Raw genomic sequence first — 24481 nt, 5'->3', positions numbered from 1 at the left:
CATGTCAATGAATATGAAAGAGATCGAATTTCAAACAGCTAGCTATGAGCAGTGGAAGGAAGAAGCGGTAAAAGCATTAAAAGGAAAACCGTTTGAATCCTTATTTACAAAGACAATTGAAAATATAACACTTGACCCACTTTATACAGAAGAAAGCTTAATCGAAAAATTGGGAGATCAACTGGAGAAACAAGTATCAACAATCCGTTCTTTAACAAAACAGACGAGCTTCACTGTTGCCCAGCAAATTGTCGGCAATGACGCAGCCAGCTTTTTTGCCAATATCGAGGATAGCTTATCACGCGGCAATGAAATGATTACAATCAACAGCCCGGTTGCATTTGACTGGACTGAACAAGATAGCGAAAAACTCGCTTCATATTTATCCGAAAATTCATTTAAATTCATCGTTTCTTCTACTGAAGATGCGGTGCTGGATGTATTCAAATATATTGACGAAGCTAAACGTAGTGACATTGTAGGCTACATCGTTTCCCCAGAAACAGTGGAATTAGCTGACTATCCAAACGTCCGCACTTTTGGGGCGAATACAATTCCGTTCCATAATGACGGCGCTAATGCAGTCCAAGAGCTTGCGATTGCGCTTGCACAAGCAGCAAAACTTGCCACTACAGTAGAAGATTTTAAAGCATTTGAACAGAAGTTTTTCGTTCAGTTTGCGGTCGATACGCAATTCTTTGCAGAAGTAGCAAAACTTCGTGCCTTCAAAGTATTATGGAAAGCGTTTGCTTCAGCATTCGGCAATGAAGCAAGCGCTGTCCCGGTCGTTGTGGAAACTTCGGTACGCAGCTTCTCGAAATATGATGTTTATGTAAACCTGTTACGTGCAGGCAATGAAGCGTTCTCAGCGGCAATCGGCGGTGCAGATGTTATTACAGTACACCCGCATGATGCTTTGACAGGTGTATCAGCGCAGTCAATCCGTATTGCACGTAATGTATCCCTTGTTACGAAAGAAGAGTCGCATGTAACAAATGTAATCGACCCATCAGGCGGTTCATACTTTATCGAATCATTAACAGCAGACTATGTAAAAGAAGCATGGGCACTGTTCTTGGAAATCGAAATTGCTGGCGGATTAGAAACATACGGGATCGATGCTCGAATTGAGGAAGTATATCAGGAGCGCATGAAGCAAGTGGAAACACGCAAGCATTCATTAATCGGTACTAACATTTATGCGAATCCGCAAGACACAGTAGCAACAACTGAGAATGCTCAATTTGCAGATGTAAAACGTCTTGCCGTTCCATTCGAAAACTTACGTGCAACTTATGCACAAACTGGAATCAAGGCAGCGATTTTGACATTCGGCGAACTGAAAAACTATAAGCCGCGCGCAGATTTTGTACAAGGATTCTTCGCAACAGCGGGCATCGTAGCATATCAGACAGCAGGCTTCCAAACAGTTGAAGACGCAACAGCTTGGCTGGCAAGCGAAGACTATAACTATGTAGTAATAGCAGCAACGGATGAAGATACGAAAGCCATTGTTCCAGCATTGTTAGAAAATAAAAAACAAACAGTTGTATTGGACGTGGCTGGTAAATATAAAGAAGAAGAAGCGGCATGGACTGCAAAAGGCTTAAACGGCTTTATTCATGCAGGTCAGAATATCGTAGAAAAGCTATCGGATGTCGTGATGAGCGTGAAGGGGGTACAACAATGAGTAAAGCAAATTTCGCAACGGTTGTCATTGAAGATGTATTAAAACAAGAGCAACTTACTTCTACAGGCTCGTACGTGACAAATGAAGGCATTGAAGTGAATTCTGTCTACAATAAAGAAGACATTCAAGATGCAAAACATTTAAAAGATGTGGCTGGTATTGCACCGAATACACGTGGCCCATACCCGACAATGTATGTCGCGCGTCCATGGACAGTGCGTCAATATGCAGGTTTCTCGACTGCGGAAGAATCAAATGCTTTCTACCGTCGTAACTTGGCAATGGGTCAAAAAGGGCTTTCAGTAGCATTCGACTTAGCAACACACCGCGGTTATGACTCGGATCACCCTCGTGTAACAGGGGATGTCGGAAAAGCCGGTGTTGCAATCGATTCGGTTGAAGATGCAAAAATTTTATTCGACGGTATTCCACTTGATCAAATGTCAGTATCGATGACGATGAACGGTGCCGTATTACCGATTCTAGCTTTCTACATCGTTGCAGCTGAAGAACAGGGAGTATCGCCTGATAAATTGGCCGGTACGATCCAAAACGACATCTTAAAAGAGTACATGGTACGTAACACATATATCTATCCACCGGCAATGTCGATGAAAATCATTGCGGACATTTTTGAATATACGGCGAAATTCATGCCGAAATTCAACTCGATTTCCATTTCGGGTTACCATATTCAAGAAGCGGGTGCGACAAATGATATCGAGCTTGCCTATACATTGGCAGACGGTCTTGAATATGTACGTACAGGTTTAAAAGCCGGCATTGATATCGATGCATTTGCACCGCGTTTATCGTTCTTCTGGGCAATCGGCATGAACTATTACATGGAAGTGGCGAAAATGCGTGCAGCACGTCGCATTTGGGCACAGATGATGTCTACATTCAATCCGAAAAACTCGAAGTCTCTTGCACTTCGTACACACTCGCAAACATCAGGGTGGAGTTTAACAGAGCAAGATCCGTTCAATAACGTAACTCGTACATTAATCGAGGCAAACGCGGCAGCGATGGGTCACACACAGTCACTTCATACGAACGCGCTGGATGAGGCCATTGCTTTACCGACAGACTTCTCGGCGCGTATTGCACGTAATACACAGCTATTCCTGCAAGAAGAAACAGGAATGACAAAAGTAATCGATCCATGGGGCGGCTCGTACTATGTTGAAAAACTGACAGAAGAGCTGACAGAAAAAGCATGGGCATTAATCGAAGAAATCGAAGCACTTGGCGGAATGGCAAAAGCGATTGAGACAGGGCTTCCGAAAATGAAAGTTGAAGAAGCAGCGGCTAAACGTCAGGCGAAAATCGATTCAAAAACAGAAACGATTGTCGGCGTAAACAAATACCGTCTTGCTGAAGAAGATCCAATCGACATTTTGGATATCGACAATGCAATCGTACGCGAGTCACAAATTGCCCGCCTTGAAAAAATGAAGGCTACTCGTGATGAAGCGGAAGTACAAAAACATTTAGCCCGAATTACAAAAGCGGCTGAAGACGGCTCTGAAAACCTATTAGCTGTTGCAGTGGATGCGGCAAGAGCCCGTGCATCATTAGGTGAAATTTCGGATGCGATTGAAGCGGTATCGGGCCGTCATAAAGCAGTTATCCGTTCAATTTCCGGAGTTTACTCTGCAAACTTCTCAGATGATGAAATGATTTCAGAAGTGAAGCAAATGACAGAAGACTTCCTGGAAGCAGAAGGTCGCCGTCCACGTATTTTAGTGGCGAAAATGGGACAAGACGGACATGACCGCGGAGCGAAAGTTGTAGCAACTGGCTATGCGGACTTAGGTTTCGATGTCGATATTTCTCCGTTGTTCATGACACCGGAAGAAACAGCACAAATGGCAAATGAAAATGACGTACACTGTATCGGCGTATCTTCGTTAGCAGCGGGTCATAAAACATTAGTGCCTGAACTTGTAGCTGAATTGAAGAAACTAGGTCGCGAAGACATTATCGTCATTTGCGGCGGTGTCATCCCGGCTCAAGACTATGAGTTCCTGTATGAAGCAGGTGCAGCAGCAATCTTCGGACCAGGTACTGTAATTCCAGTATCGGCAATCCGTATTATAGAAGAAATTTATAAAAAGTTAGGTTATGAGGAAGTGGCAGAGTAGTGATGCCACAAGATGAGAAGAGCGCTTTATTTGTTATGGATGGTGTGAAGGGTGGTCATGATGGTATGAGCTATTCAAACCCGAAAAAGTTCCGGAAAAAAAAGCAGGAAGCACTTGATCTACAGACGCTGGCAAGCGAAGTACGTGCGGGTAACCGTACTTCGCTCGCAAAAGCGATAACACTCATTGAAAGCTCGAACAATGCCCATAAGGAAGAAGCACAGAAGCTGCTGCAGGAACTGTTGCCTTATACAGGTAATTCAATCCGTATTGGCATCACTGGTGTACCGGGGGCGGGGAAAAGTTCGTTTATCGAAGCATTCGGTACAATGCTGTGCAAAATGGGCAAGCGTGTGGCGGTACTTGCAATCGACCCGAGTTCATCGCTTTCAGGCGGCAGTATTTTAGGGGACAAAACACGGATGGAAGAACTGGTACGCCAGGAAAATGCATTTGTCCGTCCATCACCGAGTGCCGGTACATTAGGCGGTGTCCATAAAAAATCACGCGAAACGATGCTCGTATGTGAAGCGGCAGGCTATGACGTCATTTTGATTGAAACAGTCGGTGTCGGTCAAAGTGAAACATATGTGCGCGGCATGGTCGACTTCTTCCTGCTGCTCGTGCTAACAGGTGCGGGAGATGAGCTTCAAGGGATGAAGAAGGGCATTATGGAGCTTGCAGACGGCATTATCGTCCATAAAGCGGACGGGGATAATGTACGCCCTGCACGCCGGACAATGCAGGAATACAAGCAGATCCTTCATTTCCTACAGCCATCGACTCCTGGCTGGCTCAGTACGTCACTGACCGTATCTTCCCTTGAAAAAACGGGGCTCGACAAAGTTTGGGACATGCTGATGCAGTTTGAGCAAACAACAAGGGAGTCGAATTATTGGACGACACGTCGCCATGAACAAACACGCGACTGGTTCCATACGATGATTACCGATCATCTAATCGATTCGTTCTATAAAAATCCGGATCGCAAAAAGCAGGTCCGGTCACTTGAGGAAGAAATATTGCATGGCCAGTTAACAGTAACACAAGGGGTCAATGCATTATTTGGCGAAAAAAATGAATAAATCAATTACGCCTTGGCGTAATTGTGTCCAGATTTTTTGAGTTTGGACCCACACGAAGTGGGTCAGTCAGCCTTTCGCACGATGCGACGCTTTTAGGCTGGAAACCTCTATAATTCCTTAAAAAAATCTGTGACATCCGCCGGAGGCTTATTTTCATTCAGCGGGAGTTTCCGCTGAATGAAAATAATGATAATCAAGAGTCTTTGCACATCTTTCGTAACCTTGCTATGATAAAAAGGAACATAGAAAGGGGCTAAAAAGCTTATGAACATGGATTATGATTTATTTATGCAACAAATTACAACGACTGCACGTGCAGAGATGGAAGCAGCAGGTTATGAACAACTGCGCACTCCGGAAGATGTAGAAGCAGCGTTTGCTCGTCAAGGAACAACTCTTGTTATGGTGAATTCTGTATGTGGTTGTGCTGGCGGTATTGCACGTCCTGCAGCAACACATGCCGTACATTACGATAAACGTCCAGACCATTTAGTAACAGTATTTGCCGGTCAAGATAAAGAGGCAACTGCAGCTGCACGTTATTATTTCGGTGAAGATCACATCCCATCATCACCATCATTTGTATTATTGAAAGATGGACAAGTTGTAGGAGAAGTTGGCCGCTTTGAAATCGAAGGACATGACCCAATGAGTGTTGTAACAAACCTTCAGGGTCACTTCGAGGAAAACTGCGAAGAAATCTAATTTTACTAGAGTTATTGTGTAACGGGTGCATTTTGAATGTACCCGCTGCACTCCTATAACGGGGGAGTTCAACCGATATGAAGAAATTTTCAATCGGCTATCGTACTTTAAAAACAGCCATTGGTGCTGCCGTTGCGATAGCAATTGCCCAATATTTTGATTTGCAGTTTTTCACGGCAGCTGGTATTCTGACGATTTTAAGCATTCAACCAACAAAACGTAAATCTTTACATGCAGTGTATACCCGGATTGTTTCAACAATTGTCGGGATCGCTTATGCATTTATATTTTTCGAAATATTCGGTTATTCGCCGGTTGTTTTAGGGATTGTGATGATTCTTTTCATTCCGACAATCGTTTCTCTTAGAGTAGTAGAAGGGTTTATTTCTAGTTCGGTCATCATGATGCACATTTATTTGACCGCCAATTTTACGGTCGATCTGCTTATTAATGAATTTTGCTTAATGGCAATCGGTTACGGGGTTGGTTTAGTCGTAAATATGTACATGCCGGATATCCAGCAAGGCCTGTATTACCACCGCGAAAAATTGGAATCGTTATTGAAGAAAATTCTTGCGGAAATTGCAGGGTATTTGAGGGATGGCGATACATTATGGGACGGTCATGAACTGATCGAGGCGGCAAAAGTGGTCGAGGCAGGAAAAGCGCTGGCATTCCAAGATGTTGAAAATCACGTAACGCGTAAAGAAAATACATTTTACCTGTATTTTGATATGCGTGAAAGACAGCTGGAAATTATTGAGCACGTGTTGCCTAAAATTACGACACTGCCGGTAATGACAGAGCAGGCTACATTAATTGCAGCTTTCATGGAAGACTTGAGCGAGAATGTCCATTCAGGAAATACGGCAAGCCGCTTTTTGGAAAAACTCGACAAAGTAAAAGAAGAGTTCGCCAAAATGCCATTGCCAAATGATCACGAAACATTCCTCGCAATGGCCGCACTGTATCAGTTTATCGAAGAAATGGATGAATACCTGGTCATCAAACAATCGTTCAGGGGGATGAAATAATCCTGAATTATTGAGTGGAAGCGTCCGATCCGGGATGGAAATCAACTTCACCCTCAGGAGAAAATAAAAAAATGGATGCCTAAACATCCATTACATAATTGCTGCGACACCCATTGCAACAGTTGAGATTAACATGATAACAACCATTGAATAAACGACTATTTTTTGAAACTTTTTGTTGCTCATTCTTTTCGCTCCTTCAATATGAACTAGTACTAGTTTATCAAATTTGAAGGAATTCTCAAGTACATTAGATTTTACATTTTCGAAATTTTTAAATTTTTTTATCAGGCGTCAAACACCTACTATAAACACCTCAACATGTATGGACACGTTTCAGATATGGGGGAATTAATAATTTTATTCAAAAGGGAGTCAGTACCGTGGAAAAAGTGGATCATATCGGCATTGCCGTACGTAATATTGAAGAACGTATTACATATTACACAGAAACGTTAGACTTGAAATTATTAAAGATGGAAGAAGTAGAATCACAGCAAGTAAAAGTTGCTTTTATCGATGCAGGCAACGTAAAAATTGAGCTGCTTGAACCAATGAGTGAAAAAAGCGCAATCCATGGCTTTTTGGAAAAGCGCGGAGAAGGCATTCACCATGTTGCATTCGGCGTAACAGGTATTCGTGAGCGCATGGCTGAACTTCGTGAAAAAGGTGTACGTCTATTATCTGAGGAGCCGGGACCAGGTGCTGGCGGCGCAGAAGTAGCATTTTTACACCCGAAAGACTCATTTGGTGTACTTTATGAATTATGCGATAAAAGCGGAAAAGGGGATAAATAACGATGACAACAATGGCAGTAACTCCAGATATGTTTGATAAAATTAATGAGCTTTATGACCGTAAAGAAGCGATCCAGCTTGGTGGCGGGGATGCGCGTATTGAAAAGCAGCATGAAAAAGGGAAAATGACTGCTCGTGAACGTATTGATATGTTATTGGATGATGGGTCATTCGTTGAAATCAATCCATTCATCACACACCGTACAGTTGATTTCGGTATGGAAAAACTTGAAGGCCCTGGTGACGGGGTAGTTACTGGTTTCGGTAAAATCAATGGCCGTAATGTGTATTTATTTGCACAGGATTTCACCGTATTCGGTGGAGCACTTGGTGAAATGCACGCAAAAAAAATCGCAGCGGTAATGGATTTAGCAGCGAAAAACGGTACGCCATTTATCGGGATTAACGATTCAGGCGGTGCGCGTATCCAAGAAGGTGTATTATCACTTGACGGCTACGGTCACATTTTCTACCGTAACTCAATTTATTCTGGTGTAATTCCGCAAATCTCTGTAATTATGGGACCATGTGCGGGTGGTGCTGTTTATTCACCAGCGATTACAGACTTTATTTTAATGGTTGATAAAACATCTCAAATGTTCATTACGGGTCCAAAAGTAATTGAAACAGTAACAGGCGAGAAAATTTCTGCAGAAGGTCTTGGCGGTTCTAAAGTGCATAACGCGACTTCAGGGAATGCCCACTTCCGTGCTGAAAACGAAGAAGCTGCCATTGCACAAATTCAGCAACTGCTTTCTTACTTACCACAAAACAACAGAGAAAAAGCACCGAAGCAAGCTGCTCCAGAAGGCGATAACTTCCGTTCAGAGCTTGTTGATGTTGTGCCGATTGACCAAACAAAATCTTATGATGTTCGTAAAGTAGTAGAACAAGTAGTTGATGAAGGTTCATTCATGGAAGTGCAAAAAGAATTCGCGAAAAACATCGTTGTTGGTTTCGCGCGTATCGCAGGCGAATCAGTAGGTCTAGTATGTAACCAGCCGAAGTTCCTGGCGGGTGGATTAGATATCGATTCATCTGATAAACTAGCGCGTTTCGTGCGTACATGTGACGCATTCAACGTACCTGTTATTACATTTGAAGACGTATCTGGTTTCTTCCCAGGTGTTAAACAAGAGCATGGCGGAATTATCCGTCATGGTGCGAAAATCCTTTATGCTTACTCAGAAGCGACTGTACCAAAAATTACAGTTATTTTACGTAAAGCATACGGCGGCGCGTACGTAGCATTAAACTCAAAAGCAATTGGCGCGGACTTAGTATTCGCTTGGCCAAACGCGGAAATCGCGGTAATGGGTGCTGCTGGTGCGGCAAACATTATTCATGCAGGCGAGATTGCAAAATCGGCTGATCCGGAAGCGACACGTGCAGCGAAAATTGAAGAATACAAAGAAAAATTCGCAAACCCTTATGTAGCGGCTTCACGCGGTATGGTTGACGATGTTATCGATCCACGTGAAACACGTATTAAGCTAATCCAGGCATTGGATATGCTTTCTACAAAACAGGAAGACCGTCCATATAAAAAACACGGAAATATCCCGCTATAAAATTAATAAAGCGCGCTAAGAAACACCTCTTAAATGATTTGTGCACAATACAATCATTTTTGAGGTGTTTTTTTGCTTAAATAAAAGCCCTTATTAATACAAAGTAGAAAAAAGTACTAAAAAATTAATAAAATTTACAGACCTATAATATGGTAAATCCTCCTATTTTATTATAGTGAAATTTTCAAAAAGCCATTATGCTAGATAAAGGAAAGACGATTTAGGAGGACAAAGAATGAAGGAAATCTATCAACTACAGAGGGCAATTGATTTAAGAAATGATGGGGAATTACAGCAATCCAATCAGCTGTTGTTAAGTTTAGTGGAACAGCACCCGAACGAGGCCTATGTAAATTACCAGTGTGCATGGAGCTTTGATGTGCTAGGAAAAGAATCGAAAGCTGTTCCATACTATGAAAAAGCAATTCAAGGCGATTTAAATAATGAAGATTTAGCCAATGCATATTTGGGTCTTGGGAGTACATACAGAACACTAGGGGAATACGAGAATTCAAAACATACATTTGAAAAAGGGTTGGAGATTTTTCCGCACAATTTAGCCATTCAAGTATTTTACGCGATGACATTGTTTAACTTGGAGAAACATGAACGGTCAATGGAGCTGCTATTGAAAAATTTAGCCGCCACTTCGTCTGATCAACAAATTCAGAAGTACAGAAATGCCATTACATTTTATAGTGATAAATTAAATGAAGTGTGGAATTGAATGATAGGTTCATTCAGGTAAAGGATTTGCACATATTACGATGAGTACTTAACGTGATAAATATGGCGATGGCCAGACTAATCGGCTACAGCTGTTATTTTTATCGTTTCGATGGAGCTTACTGCAACAGAAGCATCCCCAAATTCGGGCAAGTTGCTGACCATTGCCTTACATGCATTTAAATAAACCATTTTTAAAATGATTTCTTCTATAATTCTCAGTAGTTTTTATTAATCCACCGCTCTAGACAGATTGAATGCTGCTTGTTGTTTTTTCGGTTCCTTTTCATACGGGTGCTCGTGCTCGGCAAACAGAAAGATTGCCCCAAGTTCAATGCCATGCCCATAATGGGCGGTCTCTTCAGGAGTTAATTTCAAAATTCGCAAACTCACTTCAAAGACATTTTTTCGTATGATAAAACTGATCAGCTGGTCGAGCCAGTTGCCGGCAAGATGGACTTGAATATCTGTATACATTTTCAGTGACTGTAAAGGGTGTATATCTTTTGAAAATACATGGATTTCATGCTCGGAAAATCCGTGCCCTCTAATAATGTTCAGCTTTGTCATAGCTTCCTCAACACTGTACACTAAAGCGATTTCACGTCGATACTCCATCATGATCACCTCTTTTTATCATTGTAATGGAATTTTTAATGAGATGGTAGTGATTGAAAACAATCGTACATCCATACAATTATAAAATGCAGAAAATTCGAAACTTATACAAGGTCTAATCCGTAGAACAGGAAAAGGGAGGTTTTACTGATGGGGAACTATTCCATTCGTGATTTTGTCAACAAGACGCAGCAAGACCAAAATGAAAACGATTATTTTGAACTGGAAACCGACCGTGTACTCGAAGTGAATCTGAACGGGGAAGTATGGTCGAAAATGGGCGCGATGATCGCCTATGTCGGTTCGATTAAGTTTGAGCGTGAGCGCATGCTGGAGCATGGCGTATCGAAAATGTTTAAGAAAGCTTTGACAGGTGAAGGTACACAGCTAATGAAAGCAAAAGGAAAAGGCCGGTTATATTTAGCGGATCAAGGAAAAAAGATTACCATTTTTGATCTGCAAAACGAAAGCTTGTGCGTGAACGGCAATGACCTGCTTGCATTTGAACCATCGATCAATTGGGATATACGACTTATGCGCAAAATGGCCGGTATGATGGCAGGCGGCTTATTCAACGTCATGCTGGACGGCAAAGGCAAGGTGGCGATTACAACTCATTTTGAGCCGTTAACCTTAATCGTTAAGCCGGGTGAAACCGTGTATACAGACCCAAATGCGACGGTTGCATGGTCCGGTAATTTAAAACCGGAGTTTGTAACGGATATTACGTTCAGAACACTCATTGGACGCGGCAGCAATGAATCAATCCAAATGGCCTTCTCCGGTGAAGGATTTGTCATCATTCAGCCATTTGAAGAAGTGTATTTATCGTCGGAATCATAATGGCTGCGGTATAAAGTTAGGAGAAAACAGATGTTTTTAAAATCGGTCAAACTTAAAAAAGAAGAAATATCGAACTATAGCGAGTACCCGTTTTCGATTCCGTTTATTCGCCATATGGATGAATTGGATGTGGATGCGAAGGTCACGTTTTTCGTTGGAGAAAATGGTGCGGGCAAATCTACATTGCTCGAAGCGATTGCAGATCAGATCGGATTCAATACGGCAGGTGGCAGTACACAAAACTATAAGGCATATGATGTGGATCAATCCGAATCCGCACTAGGCGATTATGTAAAGCTCTCCTGGTGGCCAAAAGTAACGAATGGCTTTTTCCTGCGCGCCGAGACATTTTATCAGTTTGCGTCACATCTGGATGAAACTGATCAGAACGGCTACAAAGCATACGGGGGAAAATCACTTCATCACCAATCACACGGCGAATCTTTTTTCTCGCTGTTCCAGCATCGGTTTACAGGGCAGGCCATCTATCTGTTGGATGAGCCGGAAGCCGCTTTATCTCCAACAAGACAGCTGGCGTTTTTAACGTTGATGAATGATTTAGTGAAACAGGGCAATGTCCAATTCATTATCGCAACACATTCGCCAATTTTGCTTGGATTTCCCGATGCCGTCATCTATCAGTTTGATGAAAAAGGGATCGAGCAGGTGAAATATGAAGAAACCGAGCATTATCAGGTAACCTCGTATTTTTTGCAGCACCGTAAAAGAATGTTGCAGGAGCTGTTTGTAGAAGATGAGGATGAACTGGATTAGCAATCGAATAAGGATTATCGGGAACTACAACGGATTGATAAAGGAGTGAATAATATGGGATGGCAGCAATTGCAACAGCAATCAGAACAGTATCAACTGCAACTGTTGGAAGCAGAAAAACTGAATAAAAAAATCGAGAGCCTAGACCAACAAATCCAGCATGCCGAACAGGATATGAACCAGCATGAACGCGATTTGCAAAAAACACGCCAGCAACTAAACAAGCTTGAAAGTTTTTCGTTCGTGAATCTATTCCGGGGCTGGTCAGGGAAAAAAGATGAGCTCATTGAGGAAAGTATGGACCAGGTTGCAGTAATAGAGCTGAAGCTGGTGGAAGCACAGTTAACATTTAAAGATTTACAGGAAGACCGGGTTCAACTTGAACAACAATTGAGCAAGATCAATGTTTCAACTGTTCGTGAGCAGCTGAAGAAGATAGAAGATGAAAAACAAGTGTGGCTGATGGCAAATGCACCTGCAGCAGCAAAGGAATTAACGGGCATCATTGAACAGGAGCTTTTATGCAAACAGCTGAAAACCGAAATCCATGAAGCGATCGATGCGGGTAAACAGGCATTTAATAAGCTCACGGATGCCGGTTCCAAATTGCAGGATGCCAAATCCTACTCCACATGGGATACTTTTTTAGGCGGAGGCTTTATCGCGACGGCGTTAAAGCACGACAAGCTGGAAGAAACGAATGGCTATTTACATGAAGCACAGATGGCCCTGCAACGTTTCCAAAATGAACTGCTCGACATTAAAGAGATGCGTCAAAGTACATTGGAAGTTCATACGGATGGTTTTGTAATGTTTACGGATTACTTTTTCGATAATATTTTCACCGATTGGTCGGTTCATTCGAAGATTACAACTGCGATTGATCAGCTCTTGCGTGTGCAGGATGATGTGGCGAATACACTTCGCGATTTGAAACAAAAATTGAGCATCACAATCGAAAAAGAACAGGCGCTACAAGTAGAAAAACAAAGCATTTTAAATGCCGATGATCAATCATTGTTTTTTCAAAAATAGAGGCGTACAATAAAGCGTAAACTAGTTATTTAAAGGAGTTATCAAACATGAACCGAGTAGTAGAAGAGTTTTTGGAATTAGTGCAAATTGATTCTGAAACTAAACACGAAGAAGTAATCGCACCAATTTTAGTGAAAAAATTAGAAGAAATGGGCTTTGATGTTTTCCAGGATGATGCGCACACACGCAATGGTCACGGTGCAGGCAATATTATCGCAACATTAAAAGGCGATGAATCTATCGAGCCAATCTACTTTACAGTACATATGGATACAGTCGTGCCGGGTAAAGGCATTAAACCGGAAATTCGTGAGGACGGCTATATTTATTCTGACGGCACAACGATTCTTGGCGCGGATGATAAAGCGGGTATCGCAGCACTATTCGAAATGGCACGTCGTTTAAAAGAAAAAGACAGCGCACACGGTACGATCCAGTTTATCATTACAGCTGGTGAAGAAAGCGGATTAGTCGGTGCCAAAGAACTGGATCCATCAAAAATCATCGCTAAATACGGTTTTGCGGTTGATAGTGACGGCAAAGTAGGCGGTATCGTCGTTGCAGCACCATTCCAGGCAAAAGTATTTACGAAAATCATCGGTAAAACAGCACATGCAGGCGTTGCACCTGAAAAGGGTATTTCTGCAATCACTGTTGCAGCAAAAGCGGTTGCTCAAATGAAATTAGGCCGTCTTGATGAAGAAACAACTGCGAATATCGGACGTTTTGAAGGTGGTAAAGCAACAAATATCGTATGTGATGAAGTATCGATTCTTGCAGAAGCCCGTTCGATTGATGAAGCAAAACTGAATGCCCAAACGGACCATATGAAAGAAACATTTGAACGTGTAGCACAAGAAATGGGTGCACGTGCTGAAGTTGAAGTGAAGTTAATGTATCCAGGCTTCCGTGCGACAGAAGAAGATCAAGTGGTGAAAGTTGCAAAAGCAGCGGTTGAAGCAGTCGGACGTACACCACAGCTAGGTATTTCAGGAGGCGGCAGTGATGCAAACGTTATCGCCGGGTTCGGTATTCCTACTGTAAACTTATCGGTTGGTTACGAAGAAATTCATACAACTAACGAAAGAATGCCGGTTGAAGAGCTAGAAAAACTAGCTGATTTATTGGAAGAAATCGTTGTTCAAACAACGAAATAAGAGGTATTAATATGAGCATTGAAAAAGCAGTCGTATTTTTATGCGGCACAGAACAATATGCTGTGCCGGTTGAGCAGGTCGTATCGATTGAAAAGCTGGAGCGTGTAACGCCGATTCCTCATTTACCAAACTACTTGCTCGGCTTTACGCGAATTCGTGGGGAACTTACACCAATCATCGATTTTCAGACGATATTGTACAATCGCCCGACAAATACACAAACGGTCAAAATCATTGTGTTGAAGACAGAGTTGATTAATTACGGATTGGTTGTTGCCGATGCGAAGGAAATTATCGACTTTGAAGAAGGCGTATTAAAACAGATGGGTCTTGTCAATTACGAAAAAACGAAATATTTTACAGCGGTTGCCAATTTGGAAGACCGCATGATTTCTTGCATCGACCCGAATATTCTTGTGCATTCATTGGACGGTATTCGTGAAATCATCGAATATTTACATGAAATGAATCAGCAGGAAAACGAGACAAACTAAAAAAAGGAGCTTATCATCTGAACGTGATAGGCTCCATTTTTTCAATCGGCAGTAACCGCTTTCTTTTTTTTGAATTGTTGAATGTATGCATAACCTGTAAAGCTAAATACGAAAATCGAAATAATCGTAAGTGTCAGGACGAGGTTTTCTTCAACCCATGGAATATTTCCGAGTAAAAAGCCACCACCAAGCCAAACAACGGTCCAAAGTATGGCCCCCATGAAGTTATAGCGTAAAAATGTTCCATACGAAAAGCCGGAGTATCCGCATATAAACGGCGTCATTGTCCGCATCAACGGCACAAACCGTGAAAACGTAATGGCAACCCGGTCATAGTCTTCCAGGAATGTCAGTGCTTTTTCAGTCGTTTCCTCAGGCACAAAACGCTTGAACAAATTGCGCTTCGGCGGTATTTTCCCTATCGATTTTCCGATGAGGTAGTTGCTGCTGTCGGCAAGTGTTGTTGCCACGATGAAAATAATGAGCAATGTCAGAAAATCAAGCTTATCGATCGCTGCTAACGTTCCGCTTGTGAACACCGTACTATCCCCGGGTAAGAAAGTTAAAATTACAAATGCAGTCTTCGTGAAAACAACCGCAAATAACAGAATATAAATATACAGTCCGAGCTCTTTTATGTAATAAAATATGATCTGGTCGATTTCCCTTAAAAATTGAATAATATCAAGTAGCATAAGTAGTTCTCCTATCAAGAGGATGATTAAATTCCAGTATAGCGGATATTGGCAAAATATTGTTATAAAAAGTGCTAAGTAAAAAATTTAAAGAGGTGATGGAAATGAGTTTGACAAAACGACCTAAAATTGAAATTCCAAAAACGAAGTCAGAATGGTTGATGGATATTCTCGGCTATATCGCATTAGCGCTAATGCTTGCTGTCCTATTCATGAACTGGCGTGAACTGCCAAGTGAAGTGCCTGCCCACTTTGGCGGCAACGGTGATGTCGACCGTTGGGGCTCAAAATGGGAGCTGTTAATATTACCTGGCATCGGGATTGCCATGCATATCTTTTTAATGATTTTAGAAAAATTCCCTGAAACGCACAACTATCCGGCACATTTCAATGAATCAAATGCCGAGGTCTTTTACAGAAATAGTCGCCAAACATTAAATTATATGCGAAACATCATTAATATATTATTCGCTTACATCGTATACCGTACGATTGTGATTGCTTTAGAAGAAGCAACAACAATCGGCTGGCCATTTTTCGTCATATTGGCAGCGCTGTTTGTGGTACTAATCTGGAAGATGGTAAAGATATTTAGGATTAAGTAAAGTAGAAGGTTTTAAGGGGAATGTGGAACATGGTGTAGGAAAAGTAGAAGATTTCGTGGCAAAAGTAAAACATTCCGGTCGAAAAGTAGAATCTTTTCCGAAGAAAGTAGAACCTTTTCCGAAGAAAGTAGAACCTCGATTTATATTAGAACCTCGCGTGCTGAAAGTAGAAAGTTTCATGAGAAAAGTAGAACGCAGCAGGTGAAAAGTAGAACATTCAGACTGTAAAGTAGAACATTCCGACCGAAAAGTAGAACCTTCAATAAAAAAGCAGATTCCTCATCGAAGACCGAAAGCATCTCATTAAGGAGATGCTTTTTTCAGTTAAAAACTTTTAAATAAAATTACATATTTTTAATTTTCATTCGTCTATAGAAGTAAGAGAGGTGATGGACATGGATTTTGATGAGCTTTATGAGCAGGAGTTCGGCAAAACTTATCAGTACATACGCTACATGGTATCTAACGCACAAGTCGCTGAAGATTTAACGCAGGATACGTTTGTGCGAATTTATAAAACGGATTTGACCAAAGTAACCAATTTCCAAACGTATACGAGGCAAGTCGCTCGAAATCTTGTTTATGACTATTACCGGAAAAGAGCATTAATTAAGTGGCTTCCATTTACAAATGTCCCGGAGCAGGTGGGTGATCACGATGTTCCGCATGAATGGCTCATACAGGAAGAAGACCGAAAGCAATTATATGAGGCATTGCAAAAGTTAAAACCAGTACAACGCGAAGTCATCATATACCGGAAAATTGAGGAGCTTTCGATTCAGGAAACGTGTGCCATTATGGGCTTATCATCTGTGAAAGTCGCAAACACTCAGCGGAGTGCGATGCTGGCATTGCAGAAAATTTTAGGAGGTGAGATCGATGAAGATTGATGATCGCTTAAAACAGTTAGAGGAACTCCCGCAAAATGAAGCATTAAAAAAATCCATCTATCAGAATATCCATAAGGAACCTGTTAGAAAACGAAATCAGTTGAAAACTTTCCGTGAAATTGGCATAATGGCGGCGATTTGTTTTATCGGTCTGTTTTTACTGTTCACCTCGGACATGAACAATCAGGCAGCATCAGGTGAAATTGCCAAAATCACTTCCTATGAAAATAATGGGGAAAAGGGGTTTAGGGGAAGAACGTCGACACTTTTTGTTGGTGTTGAAAATGTGACGACAGATTCAATGATCGCTTTATTCGAAAACATTTCAGAACTTTCTGCGGTTATGGCTCCTCCGAAAAGCGACGTGCATTATGACATTATCGTGTTATATAAAAACGGGGAACAGCGAAAATTTGAATTGGCATGGAACTATATGCATGATATTAGCAATGATGCATATTATCCCGGGTATGAACAATATCCGTCTACTGTTTTATCTGACTTGGAGAATGCGCATGATCGATTCCAATTTCCACCGATATTTATTGGTCTAGGCGTTTTACTAATGATCTTGGTGGCCTCCAGCTACTATAAGCACCGACAAATTGAACTGCCGAAAAAAATACGCGGAATGGGTATTGCTATGACAATTTATATAATTGTTGTGGCGATTATGGGCTATTATTATTTCATGATTGGCCCATTTTATAAGCCATTGCTTTTACTTTTATTATTTGCATATGGATTTAGCGTTTGGTGGCTGATAAAAAAAGAAGTGACAAACTTACACATCTTAAAAGTGGAGAAGTACAAAATCCTATTTATTGTGCTCTGGTTCCTTATCGGGATTGGCACGGCATAATAAGAAAAATGAACATGCATGGTCCTTCATATAGAAGCGGCCATGTTTTTGCATATTTCATTATAAAGGAAACGAGTTGAAACTTTTTTGTCGGAAAATTCGTATAAATTAAGAAGCAAAAAAAGAGGAGGCATTTGAATGGTTAATCAATTGAAAGAACAGTTCGGTTACTATTTTTTAAACGGTCAATTTGAGGATATCTACGGGAAAACAGCAGAATCGTTTCAGAACCTTGTATCGTTTGAACAATTTCGTGCACTTTCTTTAGACTATAATTCAGATGTAAGCAATTATAAATATATCGTGTCCAATACATTTCAAGGGCTGGAACAGTATATATGGGTCGATGATACGTATACGAAAGCAGTTGTCATAGCATTTGACGATAACAATATTATTCAAGGAATGTATTTCAAACTATATGAAACGTATCCGGGCAGTGATCAAATATGGACGAAAAATACATACAGTATGCCGATCAGTGACGAGTGGTATGTTTTTTGGGGCGGCACGAACGAATTTATCAACTATCACTATCCATATGAACAGCAGCGTTATGCTTATGATTTAGTTAAAATGAGCAACAACGAAACATATAGGAACTCGAAGCTTCAAAATGAAAGCTACTATGCATTTGGAGCTGAGGTTGTGGCACCGGCTGATGGTGTGGTGGTCGAAGTGTTGGATGGAATTAACGACAATATACACGGGGAAATGGATGAAAAGAATCTAGCAGGAAACTATTGCATCATCGCACATGAAGACAATGAATACAGCATGATTGCCCATTTCAAGAAGGCTTCAATTTGTGTGAAAACAGGGGATAAAGTGAAGGCAGGTCAGCTGCTCGGCCTATGTGGGAATTCTGGCAATTCCTCAGAAGCCCATATCCATTTTCAAGTAATGGATCATCAGGATTTCCTGCAAGCCAAATCACTGCGTATTCAGTTTCATAGCGGAGCAGAACCAATTCAAGGGGATATAGTAAAACCGAGCTCGGCAAGCTGGGACAAAACAGACACATTAGATAAGATTGAAAACTCTGCAACAGCTGGTGAACTGATGTTATTGCTCCCTCGAGTAATTGGCCAGTTTTTTAAATAGAAGTGGAGTTGAATTGGAGGGGTTTCTATAAAGAAGATAATTATCTTTTTAATTTTAGCAATTGTAATTTTGTTGCTCTACATCTCTCTCTTTGGTATATCGGTATCCCCTGAAGAAAAGGTGGCCCATTATAAAGAACGCTGGGGTATAGCATTGCCGGTTCCGACAGAAATAATCAATGTATGGTCAACAAAATTTCCCGCACGTGGAGATGGAGAATGGGTAACTGAATTATTGTATGAGAACAAGATTGAACAAGAGCAACTTCATGATTTTATAAAAGTGACAGAAAATAATTTAATCAAGGCAAATCAGCATGTTTCATATTTTGTAAACAGGGTCCAAAATATGTATAAAATCCAGCAAGACGATGAATTCAAAAATACGATTCAAGCCTATTCAATTGATTTACAGCCGGGTGATTTCTACTTTCATCAATCAGAAAATGGTGATTTTGATACCTTTACTGCAATATATCAGCAGGCGGAAAATCGCATTTTACTATTTGAATGGCATCAGTGAAATATTTCCGCAAATAATCAGTGAGAAAGGATTGGACTGGATGAAACTCGGATTAAAAAAAGATGAAGTGGTTCTCGTTCCGCATGAAGCAGGTTGGAAGAGAGAATTTGCTGAGACTAAAGAAAACATTCTAAAGTACACAAGTTTACAGCCTCATCAAATAGAACATATCGGTAGCACATCGATTGAAGGGATTCACGCAAAGCCGGTAATTGATATTGTCATCGGTGTTGTCAACCTGGATTCGCTTGGTAAAGACTTTTTCAAAGGACTTAAGCATGCCGGTTTTTATCGCTTGCAAGTGGAAAGACCGGATGAAATTGTTTGCGCAAAATTTACAGATACTACATTTGAAACGAAAACACATTTCATTCATCTTGTAGAATGGGGTAACAAAAAATGGCATCAAATGCGCTTTTTCCGAGATTATTTGAATGTTAATAAAGCAGTGAAAAAGGAATATGAGCTGTTGAAAGATGCTTTCTTTAAGACAGGTAAGGAAGGGATTACTGAATATACAAATTATAAAGAGCAATTTGTTCAGTCGATTTTTATGAAAATGGATGAATTAAACTAAATACATACCAAGCTGCCCGCGAAGTTAGAGTGAAATTCTAGTTTCCGGCAGCTTTTATATTGAAAGAATGGGGAGTAGGATTTTAAACATTGGGATTTTTTTCAAAAAACATTTCTCTTGGTAGCTGATACATTTTCTACTATAATTAGAAATCGATTGGGTATGCAGTGGAGGTGTGTAAACAGGTGATACAATTACAGCAAGTTACTAAAAAATTTGGTTCTTTTGTCGCTGTTCAGGATGTGTCGCTGACGATTGCGAAAGGTGAAATACATGGATTGATCGGGGCGAGCGGTGCAGGTAAATCAACTTTGCTACGTCTGATGAACTTGCTGGAAGTACCGGATAGTGGAGCGGTTGTCATCAATGGTCAGCAACTCACAGCTTTAAGGAATGCTGAACTTCGTAAAGCAAGAAAATCAATCGGAATGATCTTCCAACATTTTCACCTCGTCGCAAATAAGACCGTCCGTGATAATGTTGAAATTGCACTTGTCCTGGCAAACTATCCGAAAAAGCTGCGGAAAGTGCGTGTACTTGAATGCCTGAAGTTTGTCGGGCTCGAACAGTTTGCCAATCAATATCCGGCACAGCTGAGCGGTGGGCAAAAGCAGCGTGTGGCGATTGCAAGGGCACTTGCGAATGAAACTGCGGTCCTGCTCTGTGATGAGCCAACCTCTGCGCTCGATGCTAACACCTCTGCGGAAATTTTGCGTGTTTTACAGAAGATCAATGTTGAGCTTGGTGTGACAATTGTCCTTGTCAGTCATGAGCTTGAAGTTGTCAAAAGTATATGTCATCGTGCTACCGTACTGGATGCTGGGCAAATATATGAGACGGTGGAGTTAACACCTGATGGCATCCTTGAAACGAGCCAACATCCGCAAAGCTTTGTCGATCAGCTCGTGATAGGTGGAATCGGACATGCCTGATGTATTACGTCAGTATGAAGCCGAGATTTGGCGGGCGATCAGTGAGACCTTTTTCATGGTCGGTGTGTCAATTGTGGCTGCCGTATTAATCGGTTTACCAATCGGTACATATTTATTTCTTTGCGGGAAAGAAAAGTTGCTTGAAAACCGTATCGTTTACAACATACTAAACTTAGTGGTGAATACGATCCGGTCGTTTCCTTTCCTGCTATTGGTCGTTTTCTTAATCCCTTTTACACGGTTCATTGTCGGTACAGCTATTGGGACGGTTGCGGCAACTGTTCCGTTATCGATTATCGCCATTGCACATTATGCAAGGCTTGTCGAACAGTCTATGCTTGATGTACCAAAAGGTGTTATTGAGGCAGCTGTGTCAATGGGTGCTTCGGTGCGGCGGATTATTTTCAGTTTTCTTTTTGTGGAGGCGCGATCAGGTCTGGTGCTCGGCTTGACGACTTCGATTGTCAGCTTCATTTCTTATTCCACAATAATGGGTGTAGTTGGCGGTGGCGGAATCGGTGATTTTGCGATTCGTTATGGTTATCAGCAATTCAAGACAGATCTAATGCTTTACATGATTTTAATTATGATTATTTTGGTGCAGCTTATTCAAATGATTGGTACGACTGCAGCAAGATGGTTGGACAAAAGATAGGAGAATGATTGTGAAAAAAAGATGGATGTTAAGTGTAGCGGCGGTACTTGCTTTAGTAGGCTGCGGACAGAATGAAGAAACAGAAACGAATAAAGAAGTGGAAAAAGAAGAGACAACATTAAAAGTTGCATCATTAATTTCACCGATGACGGATATTTTGGAACTAGTAGAGCCGAAATTAGAGGAACAGGGCATTGATCTGGAAATTGTCGTGTTAGGTGATAATGTACAGCCAAACAGTGCGCTGGCTGCTAAGGAAGTCGATGCAAACTTCTTCCAGCACGTACCGTATATGGAGGAATTCAACCGTAACAATGACGCTAATTTAGTGCCGATTCAGCCGATTTACTTTGCGAATTACGGCGTGTATGCTAAAAATTATGATTCAATTGAAGAATTACCGGATGGAGCAACAGTTGCGATTGCCAACGATATTTCAAATGTTGACCGTTCATTAATGCTGCTTGCTCAGCACGGTGTCATTACATTAAAGGAAAAAACAGATGTGTATTACACATTAGCAAGTGTTGAGGACAATCCGAAAAATCTTCAGTTTAAGGAAGTCGATCTGTTAATGCTTGCGCGTATGTACGATGATGCGGATGCGGTAATTATGACGCCTGCCTATGCTGCACCACTTAATCTAACACCGAAAAGTGATGCACTGTTGACTGAAGGTGTGGAAAACGATTTTGCCATTACATTAGTGGCACGTGAAGACAACAAAGACGACGAAGCAATCAAAAAGCTTGCAGAAGCGATGACGAGTGAAGAAGTGCGTAATTTCCTAATAGAAAACTACGACGAAACAGCAACACCAGCTTTTGAATAAATAAATTAATCAATGCCGAGGCGCTGTTCTAACATGCGTTTCGGCTTTTTTAGTTGAAACAAAGCAGCTTTTTGACCGGCATCCCTTATTTTGTTACCCTTTATTTGTAAACATTAGAAGGGGTGGTCAAAATGGCAGAAAACTTTAAAGCATTAGTCGTCAATAATGAAGAACAATTTATAGTAGACGTGAAGGAACTTTCCTTAAATGATTTACCTGATGGAGACGTGCTGCTTAAAGTAGAGTATTCTTCTATTAATTATAAGGATAGTTTAGCAGCAATACCGGATGGCAACATTGTCAAAAGCTATCCATTCGTACCGGGCATTGACTTGGCAGGAACGGTCATTTCATCGGAAAATCCGCAATTCAAAGAAGGGGACAAAGTAATTGCGACAAGCTATGAAATAGGTGTCACTCATTTTGGCGGATATAGTGAATATGCACGCATCCCGTCTGAGTGGCTTGTTCCACTGCCGGAAGGACTATCATTAAAAGAAGCGATGGTCATCGGTACAGCAGGCTTTACTGCAGCGCTTTCCGTTCAACGACTAGAAGAAAATAATGTAACGCCTGATAAAGGGAAAGTGCTCGTAACGGGTGCTACAGGCGGTGTCGGAAGCTTTGCCGTTTCGATTCTATCAAAGCTTGGCTATGAAGTAGAAGCGAGCACTGGGAAGGAATCAGAACATGAGTTTTTAAAAAGCCTTGGTGCAACTTCAATCGTTCCGCGTGAAGAAGTGTATGACGGTAAAGTTCGCGCATTAGGAAAACAAAAATGGGCAGCTGCGGTCGATCCTGTCGGTGGTGAGCCATTAGCTTCATTACTAAGCCAAATTCAATACGGCGGATCGGTTGCAGTCAGCGGATTAACAGCAGGGACAAAACTTCCGTCCACAGTCTTCCCGTTTATTTTACGCGGTGTGAACTTACTAGGAATTGACTCGGTTTATTGCCCAATGGACACAAGATTAAAGGTGTGGAACCGTTTAGCAGCAGATTTCAAACCGGCTAATTTGGAGCAATTAATTCAGCAAGAAATTTCGCTTGAGCAACTTCCGGAAGCACTGCCAACACTTTTAAAAGGTCAGGCAAAAGGTAGAACGATCGTAAAGCTCGGATAATTTCTGAACTGGAACATTAAATTCATATGAAATAAACTTGGATGCACTTCTTCATTAAGGAGTGTGTTCTTTTAATTTCAGGTAAATTCATTTTCAATCCCTCCAATTTGTTGTCTTACCTGCTATATGACATTAAAAATTGGAAAAGGGGACATGTTTGATTGGATTTTTTAAAACTATGTGAGGAAAGTGTATGAAGTGGTTTAATTATTTTTAAAAATATACGCCGTCGTGCTTTAGCACGACAATATATATCTTTTAATTATTTAATTATTTATTAAAGATCTTTTTTGAGGGGCCGAAAGTGAACCCATGATCATAGGCTCAATATGGTCCATCGCATCGGATGAAAACGACTTATGAGAAAGGGTGGATTTGGTCAAGGAAACTTCCTGCAATTTTAACCTTCGACACCGTTGGAAAGTTATAGAGGTATAGTATTTGATTCGTATATCTAAATATTTGGATGAACGTTAACTGAAGGCAATACATAATCTATTAGAGAGAAAGATTGTGAAGGGATTGAAAATCAATATGGATTTTATGCCAAGTGCGTATGGTCAGTGGAATTATGGTAACAGCATGAATAAAAGCACGGACTATGGGAAGAACCCTTTTGTCTTCAATATTCACGCAGCGACTTTCGGAAACCATACGTATCGGACCGTATTATGGACAGGGGAACATCTGCAATTGACTGTCATGAGTTTACTTCCAGGCGAAGACATTGGTTTGGAAATGCATCCGAACGTCGATCAGTTTTTACGGATTGAGCAAGGCCAAGGAATCGTTCAAATGGGGAATGAAAGAGACAGTTTAAATATGCAATGGTTCGTTTTTGACGATAGCGCCATCATCGTCCCCGCGGGAACTTGGCACAACGTGATCAATATCGGCAATATTCCGTTGAAGCTGTATTCCATCTATGCTCCGCCGAATCATCCATACGGTACCGTGCATCCGACGAAACAAGATGCGAATCTGCATGAGCACTAGTTTTGGAAGCT

General features: G+C 41.3%; 27 protein-coding genes. 24 read left to right on the top strand and 3 right to left on the bottom strand.

Annotated elements, in window-relative coordinates; all coding sequences use genetic code 11:
• The first annotated feature begins 13 nt into the window (after window positions 1-13).
• The 5 genes from MKY51_RS10280 to MKY51_RS10260 all read left to right on the top strand — a co-directional run bounded on the left by MKY51_RS10280 (window position 14) and on the right by MKY51_RS10260 (window position 6661).
• On the top strand, window positions 14-1690 hold the full coding sequence (locus MKY51_RS10280) for a methylmalonyl-CoA mutase family protein (RefSeq protein WP_339171682.1): 1677 nt from the start codon (window positions 14-16) through the stop codon (window positions 1688-1690).
• On the top strand, window positions 1687-3837 hold the full coding sequence (gene scpA, locus MKY51_RS10275) for a methylmalonyl-CoA mutase (protein ID WP_339171680.1): 2151 nt from the start codon (window positions 1687-1689) through the stop codon (window positions 3835-3837). The genes MKY51_RS10280 and scpA overlap by 4 nt, the downstream gene beginning before the upstream one ends.
• Window positions 3838-3839: 2 nt before the next feature.
• Window positions 3840-4922 carry a methylmalonyl Co-A mutase-associated GTPase MeaB gene (gene meaB, locus MKY51_RS10270; protein WP_339176615.1) on the top strand — a complete coding sequence of 361 codons (1083 nt, stop codon included), beginning with the start codon at window positions 3840-3842 and terminating at the stop codon, window positions 4920-4922.
• Between the two features lie 264 nt (window positions 4923-5186).
• The gene (locus MKY51_RS10265) at window positions 5187-5627 is read left to right on the top strand and encodes a BrxA/BrxB family bacilliredoxin (RefSeq protein WP_339171678.1); all 441 of its coding nucleotides are present in this window, start codon (window positions 5187-5189) and stop codon (window positions 5625-5627) included.
• 77 nt (window positions 5628-5704) lie between these two features.
• A complete protein-coding gene (locus MKY51_RS10260; protein ID WP_339171676.1) occupies window positions 5705-6661 on the top strand; it encodes an aromatic acid exporter family protein in 957 nt (318 codons plus the stop codon).
• Window positions 6662-6751: 90 nt separating this feature from the next.
• On the opposite strand, the gene prli42 is transcribed toward MKY51_RS10260, so the two are convergent.
• Window positions 6752-6847, bottom strand: a complete 96-nt coding sequence (prli42, locus tag MKY51_RS10255; protein WP_008404197.1) for a stressosome-associated protein Prli42 — start codon at window positions 6845-6847, stop codon at window positions 6752-6754.
• Window positions 6848-7044: 197 nt separating this feature from the next.
• On the opposite strand from prli42, the gene mce reads away from it, so the two are divergent.
• From mce to MKY51_RS10240, 3 genes are all read left to right on the top strand, one after another.
• Entirely contained in the window at window positions 7045-7458 is a 414-nt protein-coding gene (mce, locus tag MKY51_RS10250; protein WP_339171674.1) for a methylmalonyl-CoA epimerase, read from the top strand.
• Between the two features lie 2 nt (window positions 7459-7460).
• Window positions 7461-9029: an acyl-CoA carboxylase subunit beta gene (locus tag MKY51_RS10245; RefSeq protein WP_339171671.1), complete on the top strand. Its 1569-nt coding sequence runs from the start codon at window positions 7461-7463 to the stop codon at window positions 9027-9029.
• 235 nt (window positions 9030-9264) lie between these two features.
• Window positions 9265-9756 (top strand): tetratricopeptide repeat protein, encoded by a 492-nt coding sequence (locus MKY51_RS10240; protein ID WP_339171668.1) that lies wholly within the window; start codon window positions 9265-9267, stop codon window positions 9754-9756.
• A 230-nt stretch (window positions 9757-9986) separates the two neighbouring features.
• Here MKY51_RS10240 and MKY51_RS10235 read toward each other — a convergent pair whose 3' ends face one another.
• On the bottom strand, window positions 9987-10376 hold the full coding sequence (locus tag MKY51_RS10235; protein ID WP_339171666.1) for a general stress protein: 390 nt from the start codon (window positions 10374-10376) through the stop codon (window positions 9987-9989).
• Window positions 10377-10523: 147 nt separating this feature from the next.
• On the opposite strand from MKY51_RS10235, the gene MKY51_RS10230 reads away from it, so the two are divergent.
• From MKY51_RS10230 to MKY51_RS10210, 5 genes are read left to right on the top strand one after another with little or no spacing between them, the layout of a single operon-like run.
• A complete protein-coding gene (locus MKY51_RS10230) occupies window positions 10524-11216 on the top strand; it encodes an AIM24 family protein (RefSeq protein ID WP_251687110.1) in 693 nt (230 codons plus the stop codon).
• A gap of 30 nt (window positions 11217-11246) precedes the next feature.
• Window positions 11247-11990, top strand: coding sequence for an AAA family ATPase (locus MKY51_RS10225; protein ID WP_339171663.1), 744 nt, complete (start codon window positions 11247-11249; stop codon window positions 11988-11990).
• A gap of 54 nt (window positions 11991-12044) precedes the next feature.
• Entirely contained in the window at window positions 12045-13025 is a 981-nt protein-coding gene (locus MKY51_RS10220) for a hypothetical protein (RefSeq protein ID WP_339171661.1), read from the top strand.
• A gap of 47 nt (window positions 13026-13072) precedes the next feature.
• Window positions 13073-14182, top strand: coding sequence for a M20/M25/M40 family metallo-hydrolase (locus tag MKY51_RS10215; RefSeq protein WP_339171659.1), 1110 nt, complete (start codon window positions 13073-13075; stop codon window positions 14180-14182).
• A gap of 11 nt (window positions 14183-14193) precedes the next feature.
• Window positions 14194-14676 (top strand): chemotaxis protein CheW, encoded by a 483-nt coding sequence (locus MKY51_RS10210; protein WP_339171657.1) that lies wholly within the window; start codon window positions 14194-14196, stop codon window positions 14674-14676.
• Between the two features lie 41 nt (window positions 14677-14717).
• Here the strand turns inward: MKY51_RS10210 and MKY51_RS10205 are convergent, their stop codons facing one another.
• Window positions 14718-15371 (bottom strand): VTT domain-containing protein, encoded by a 654-nt coding sequence (locus tag MKY51_RS10205; protein ID WP_339171655.1) that lies wholly within the window; start codon window positions 15369-15371, stop codon window positions 14718-14720.
• A gap of 104 nt (window positions 15372-15475) precedes the next feature.
• On the opposite strand from MKY51_RS10205, the gene MKY51_RS10200 reads away from it, so the two are divergent.
• From MKY51_RS10200 to MKY51_RS10150, 11 genes are all read left to right on the top strand, one after another.
• Window positions 15476-15976 (top strand): DUF1648 domain-containing protein, encoded by a 501-nt coding sequence (locus MKY51_RS10200; RefSeq protein WP_339171653.1) that lies wholly within the window; start codon window positions 15476-15478, stop codon window positions 15974-15976.
• Window positions 15977-16371: 395 nt separating this feature from the next.
• The gene (locus MKY51_RS10195; RefSeq protein ID WP_339171650.1) at window positions 16372-16866 is read left to right on the top strand and encodes an RNA polymerase sigma factor; all 495 of its coding nucleotides are present in this window, start codon (window positions 16372-16374) and stop codon (window positions 16864-16866) included.
• Window positions 16856-17728, top strand: a complete 873-nt coding sequence (locus MKY51_RS10190; protein WP_339171648.1) for a dehydrogenase — start codon at window positions 16856-16858, stop codon at window positions 17726-17728. The genes MKY51_RS10195 and MKY51_RS10190 overlap by 11 nt, the downstream gene beginning before the upstream one ends.
• Window positions 17729-17866: 138 nt before the next feature.
• On the top strand, window positions 17867-18832 hold the full coding sequence (locus MKY51_RS10185; protein ID WP_339171645.1) for a M23 family metallopeptidase: 966 nt from the start codon (window positions 17867-17869) through the stop codon (window positions 18830-18832).
• A gap of 153 nt (window positions 18833-18985) precedes the next feature.
• Window positions 18986-19354: a hypothetical protein gene (locus tag MKY51_RS10180; RefSeq protein WP_339171643.1), complete on the top strand. Its 369-nt coding sequence runs from the start codon at window positions 18986-18988 to the stop codon at window positions 19352-19354.
• Between the two features lie 40 nt (window positions 19355-19394).
• Window positions 19395-19931, top strand: coding sequence for a GrpB family protein (locus MKY51_RS10175; RefSeq protein WP_339171642.1), 537 nt, complete (start codon window positions 19395-19397; stop codon window positions 19929-19931).
• Between the two features lie 185 nt (window positions 19932-20116).
• Entirely contained in the window at window positions 20117-20863 is a 747-nt protein-coding gene (locus MKY51_RS10170; protein WP_339171640.1) for an ATP-binding cassette domain-containing protein, read from the top strand.
• Entirely contained in the window at window positions 20856-21518 is a 663-nt protein-coding gene (locus tag MKY51_RS10165; protein ID WP_339171639.1) for a methionine ABC transporter permease, read from the top strand. The genes MKY51_RS10170 and MKY51_RS10165 overlap by 8 nt, the downstream gene beginning before the upstream one ends.
• Before the next feature lie 10 nt (window positions 21519-21528).
• Entirely contained in the window at window positions 21529-22350 is an 822-nt protein-coding gene (locus MKY51_RS10160; protein WP_339171637.1) for a MetQ/NlpA family ABC transporter substrate-binding protein, read from the top strand.
• A gap of 131 nt (window positions 22351-22481) precedes the next feature.
• Window positions 22482-23474, top strand: a complete 993-nt coding sequence (locus MKY51_RS10155) for an acryloyl-CoA reductase (RefSeq protein ID WP_339171635.1) — start codon at window positions 22482-22484, stop codon at window positions 23472-23474.
• Between the two features lie 543 nt (window positions 23475-24017).
• On the top strand, window positions 24018-24470 hold the full coding sequence (locus MKY51_RS10150) for a cupin domain-containing protein (protein WP_339176613.1): 453 nt from the start codon (window positions 24018-24020) through the stop codon (window positions 24468-24470).
• The last annotated feature ends 11 nt before the right edge of the window (window positions 24471-24481 follow it).

The sequence above is a fragment of the Solibacillus sp. FSL R5-0691 genome, assembly GCF_037974225.1.
Classification (GTDB): Bacteria; Bacillota; Bacilli; order Bacillales_A; family Planococcaceae; genus Solibacillus.
Note: the sequence above shows the minus strand (reverse complement) of the source record. Positions and strands in the feature narration are given on the sequence as shown.

Excerpts from the sequence above, each read along its gene's own strand:
- MKY51_RS10280 (WP_339171682.1), top strand. The coding sequence starts at position 14 with ATGAAAGAGATCGAATTTCAAACAGCTAGCTATGAGCAGTGGAAGGAA.
- scpA (WP_339171680.1), top strand. The coding sequence starts at position 1,687 with ATGAGTAAAGCAAATTTCGCAACGGTTGTCATTGAAGATGTATTAAAA.
- meaB (WP_339176615.1), top strand. The coding sequence starts at position 3,840 with ATGCCACAAGATGAGAAGAGCGCTTTATTTGTTATGGATGGTGTGAAG.
- MKY51_RS10265 (WP_339171678.1), top strand. The coding sequence starts at position 5,187 with ATGAACATGGATTATGATTTATTTATGCAACAAATTACAACGACTGCA.
- MKY51_RS10260 (WP_339171676.1), top strand. The coding sequence starts at position 5,705 with ATGAAGAAATTTTCAATCGGCTATCGTACTTTAAAAACAGCCATTGGT.
- prli42 (WP_008404197.1), bottom strand. The coding sequence starts at position 6,847 with ATGAGCAACAAAAAGTTTCAAAAAATAGTCGTTTATTCAATGGTTGTT.
- MKY51_RS10245 (WP_339171671.1), top strand. The coding sequence starts at position 7,461 with ATGACAACAATGGCAGTAACTCCAGATATGTTTGATAAAATTAATGAG.
- MKY51_RS10240 (WP_339171668.1), top strand. The coding sequence starts at position 9,265 with ATGAAGGAAATCTATCAACTACAGAGGGCAATTGATTTAAGAAATGAT.
- MKY51_RS10235 (WP_339171666.1), bottom strand. The coding sequence starts at position 10,376 with ATGATGGAGTATCGACGTGAAATCGCTTTAGTGTACAGTGTTGAGGAA.
- MKY51_RS10230 (WP_251687110.1), top strand. The coding sequence starts at position 10,524 with ATGGGGAACTATTCCATTCGTGATTTTGTCAACAAGACGCAGCAAGAC.
- MKY51_RS10225 (WP_339171663.1), top strand. The coding sequence starts at position 11,247 with ATGTTTTTAAAATCGGTCAAACTTAAAAAAGAAGAAATATCGAACTAT.
- MKY51_RS10220 (WP_339171661.1), top strand. The coding sequence starts at position 12,045 with ATGGGATGGCAGCAATTGCAACAGCAATCAGAACAGTATCAACTGCAA.
- MKY51_RS10215 (WP_339171659.1), top strand. The coding sequence starts at position 13,073 with ATGAACCGAGTAGTAGAAGAGTTTTTGGAATTAGTGCAAATTGATTCT.
- MKY51_RS10210 (WP_339171657.1), top strand. The coding sequence starts at position 14,194 with ATGAGCATTGAAAAAGCAGTCGTATTTTTATGCGGCACAGAACAATAT.
- MKY51_RS10205 (WP_339171655.1), bottom strand. The coding sequence starts at position 15,371 with ATGCTACTTGATATTATTCAATTTTTAAGGGAAATCGACCAGATCATA.
- MKY51_RS10200 (WP_339171653.1), top strand. The coding sequence starts at position 15,476 with ATGAGTTTGACAAAACGACCTAAAATTGAAATTCCAAAAACGAAGTCA.
- MKY51_RS10195 (WP_339171650.1), top strand. The coding sequence starts at position 16,372 with ATGGATTTTGATGAGCTTTATGAGCAGGAGTTCGGCAAAACTTATCAG.
- MKY51_RS10190 (WP_339171648.1), top strand. The coding sequence starts at position 16,856 with ATGAAGATTGATGATCGCTTAAAACAGTTAGAGGAACTCCCGCAAAAT.
- MKY51_RS10185 (WP_339171645.1), top strand. The coding sequence starts at position 17,867 with ATGGTTAATCAATTGAAAGAACAGTTCGGTTACTATTTTTTAAACGGT.
- MKY51_RS10175 (WP_339171642.1), top strand. The coding sequence starts at position 19,395 with ATGAAACTCGGATTAAAAAAAGATGAAGTGGTTCTCGTTCCGCATGAA.
- MKY51_RS10165 (WP_339171639.1), top strand. The coding sequence starts at position 20,856 with ATGCCTGATGTATTACGTCAGTATGAAGCCGAGATTTGGCGGGCGATC.
- MKY51_RS10155 (WP_339171635.1), top strand. The coding sequence starts at position 22,482 with ATGGCAGAAAACTTTAAAGCATTAGTCGTCAATAATGAAGAACAATTT.
- MKY51_RS10150 (WP_339176613.1), top strand. The coding sequence starts at position 24,018 with ATGCCAAGTGCGTATGGTCAGTGGAATTATGGTAACAGCATGAATAAA.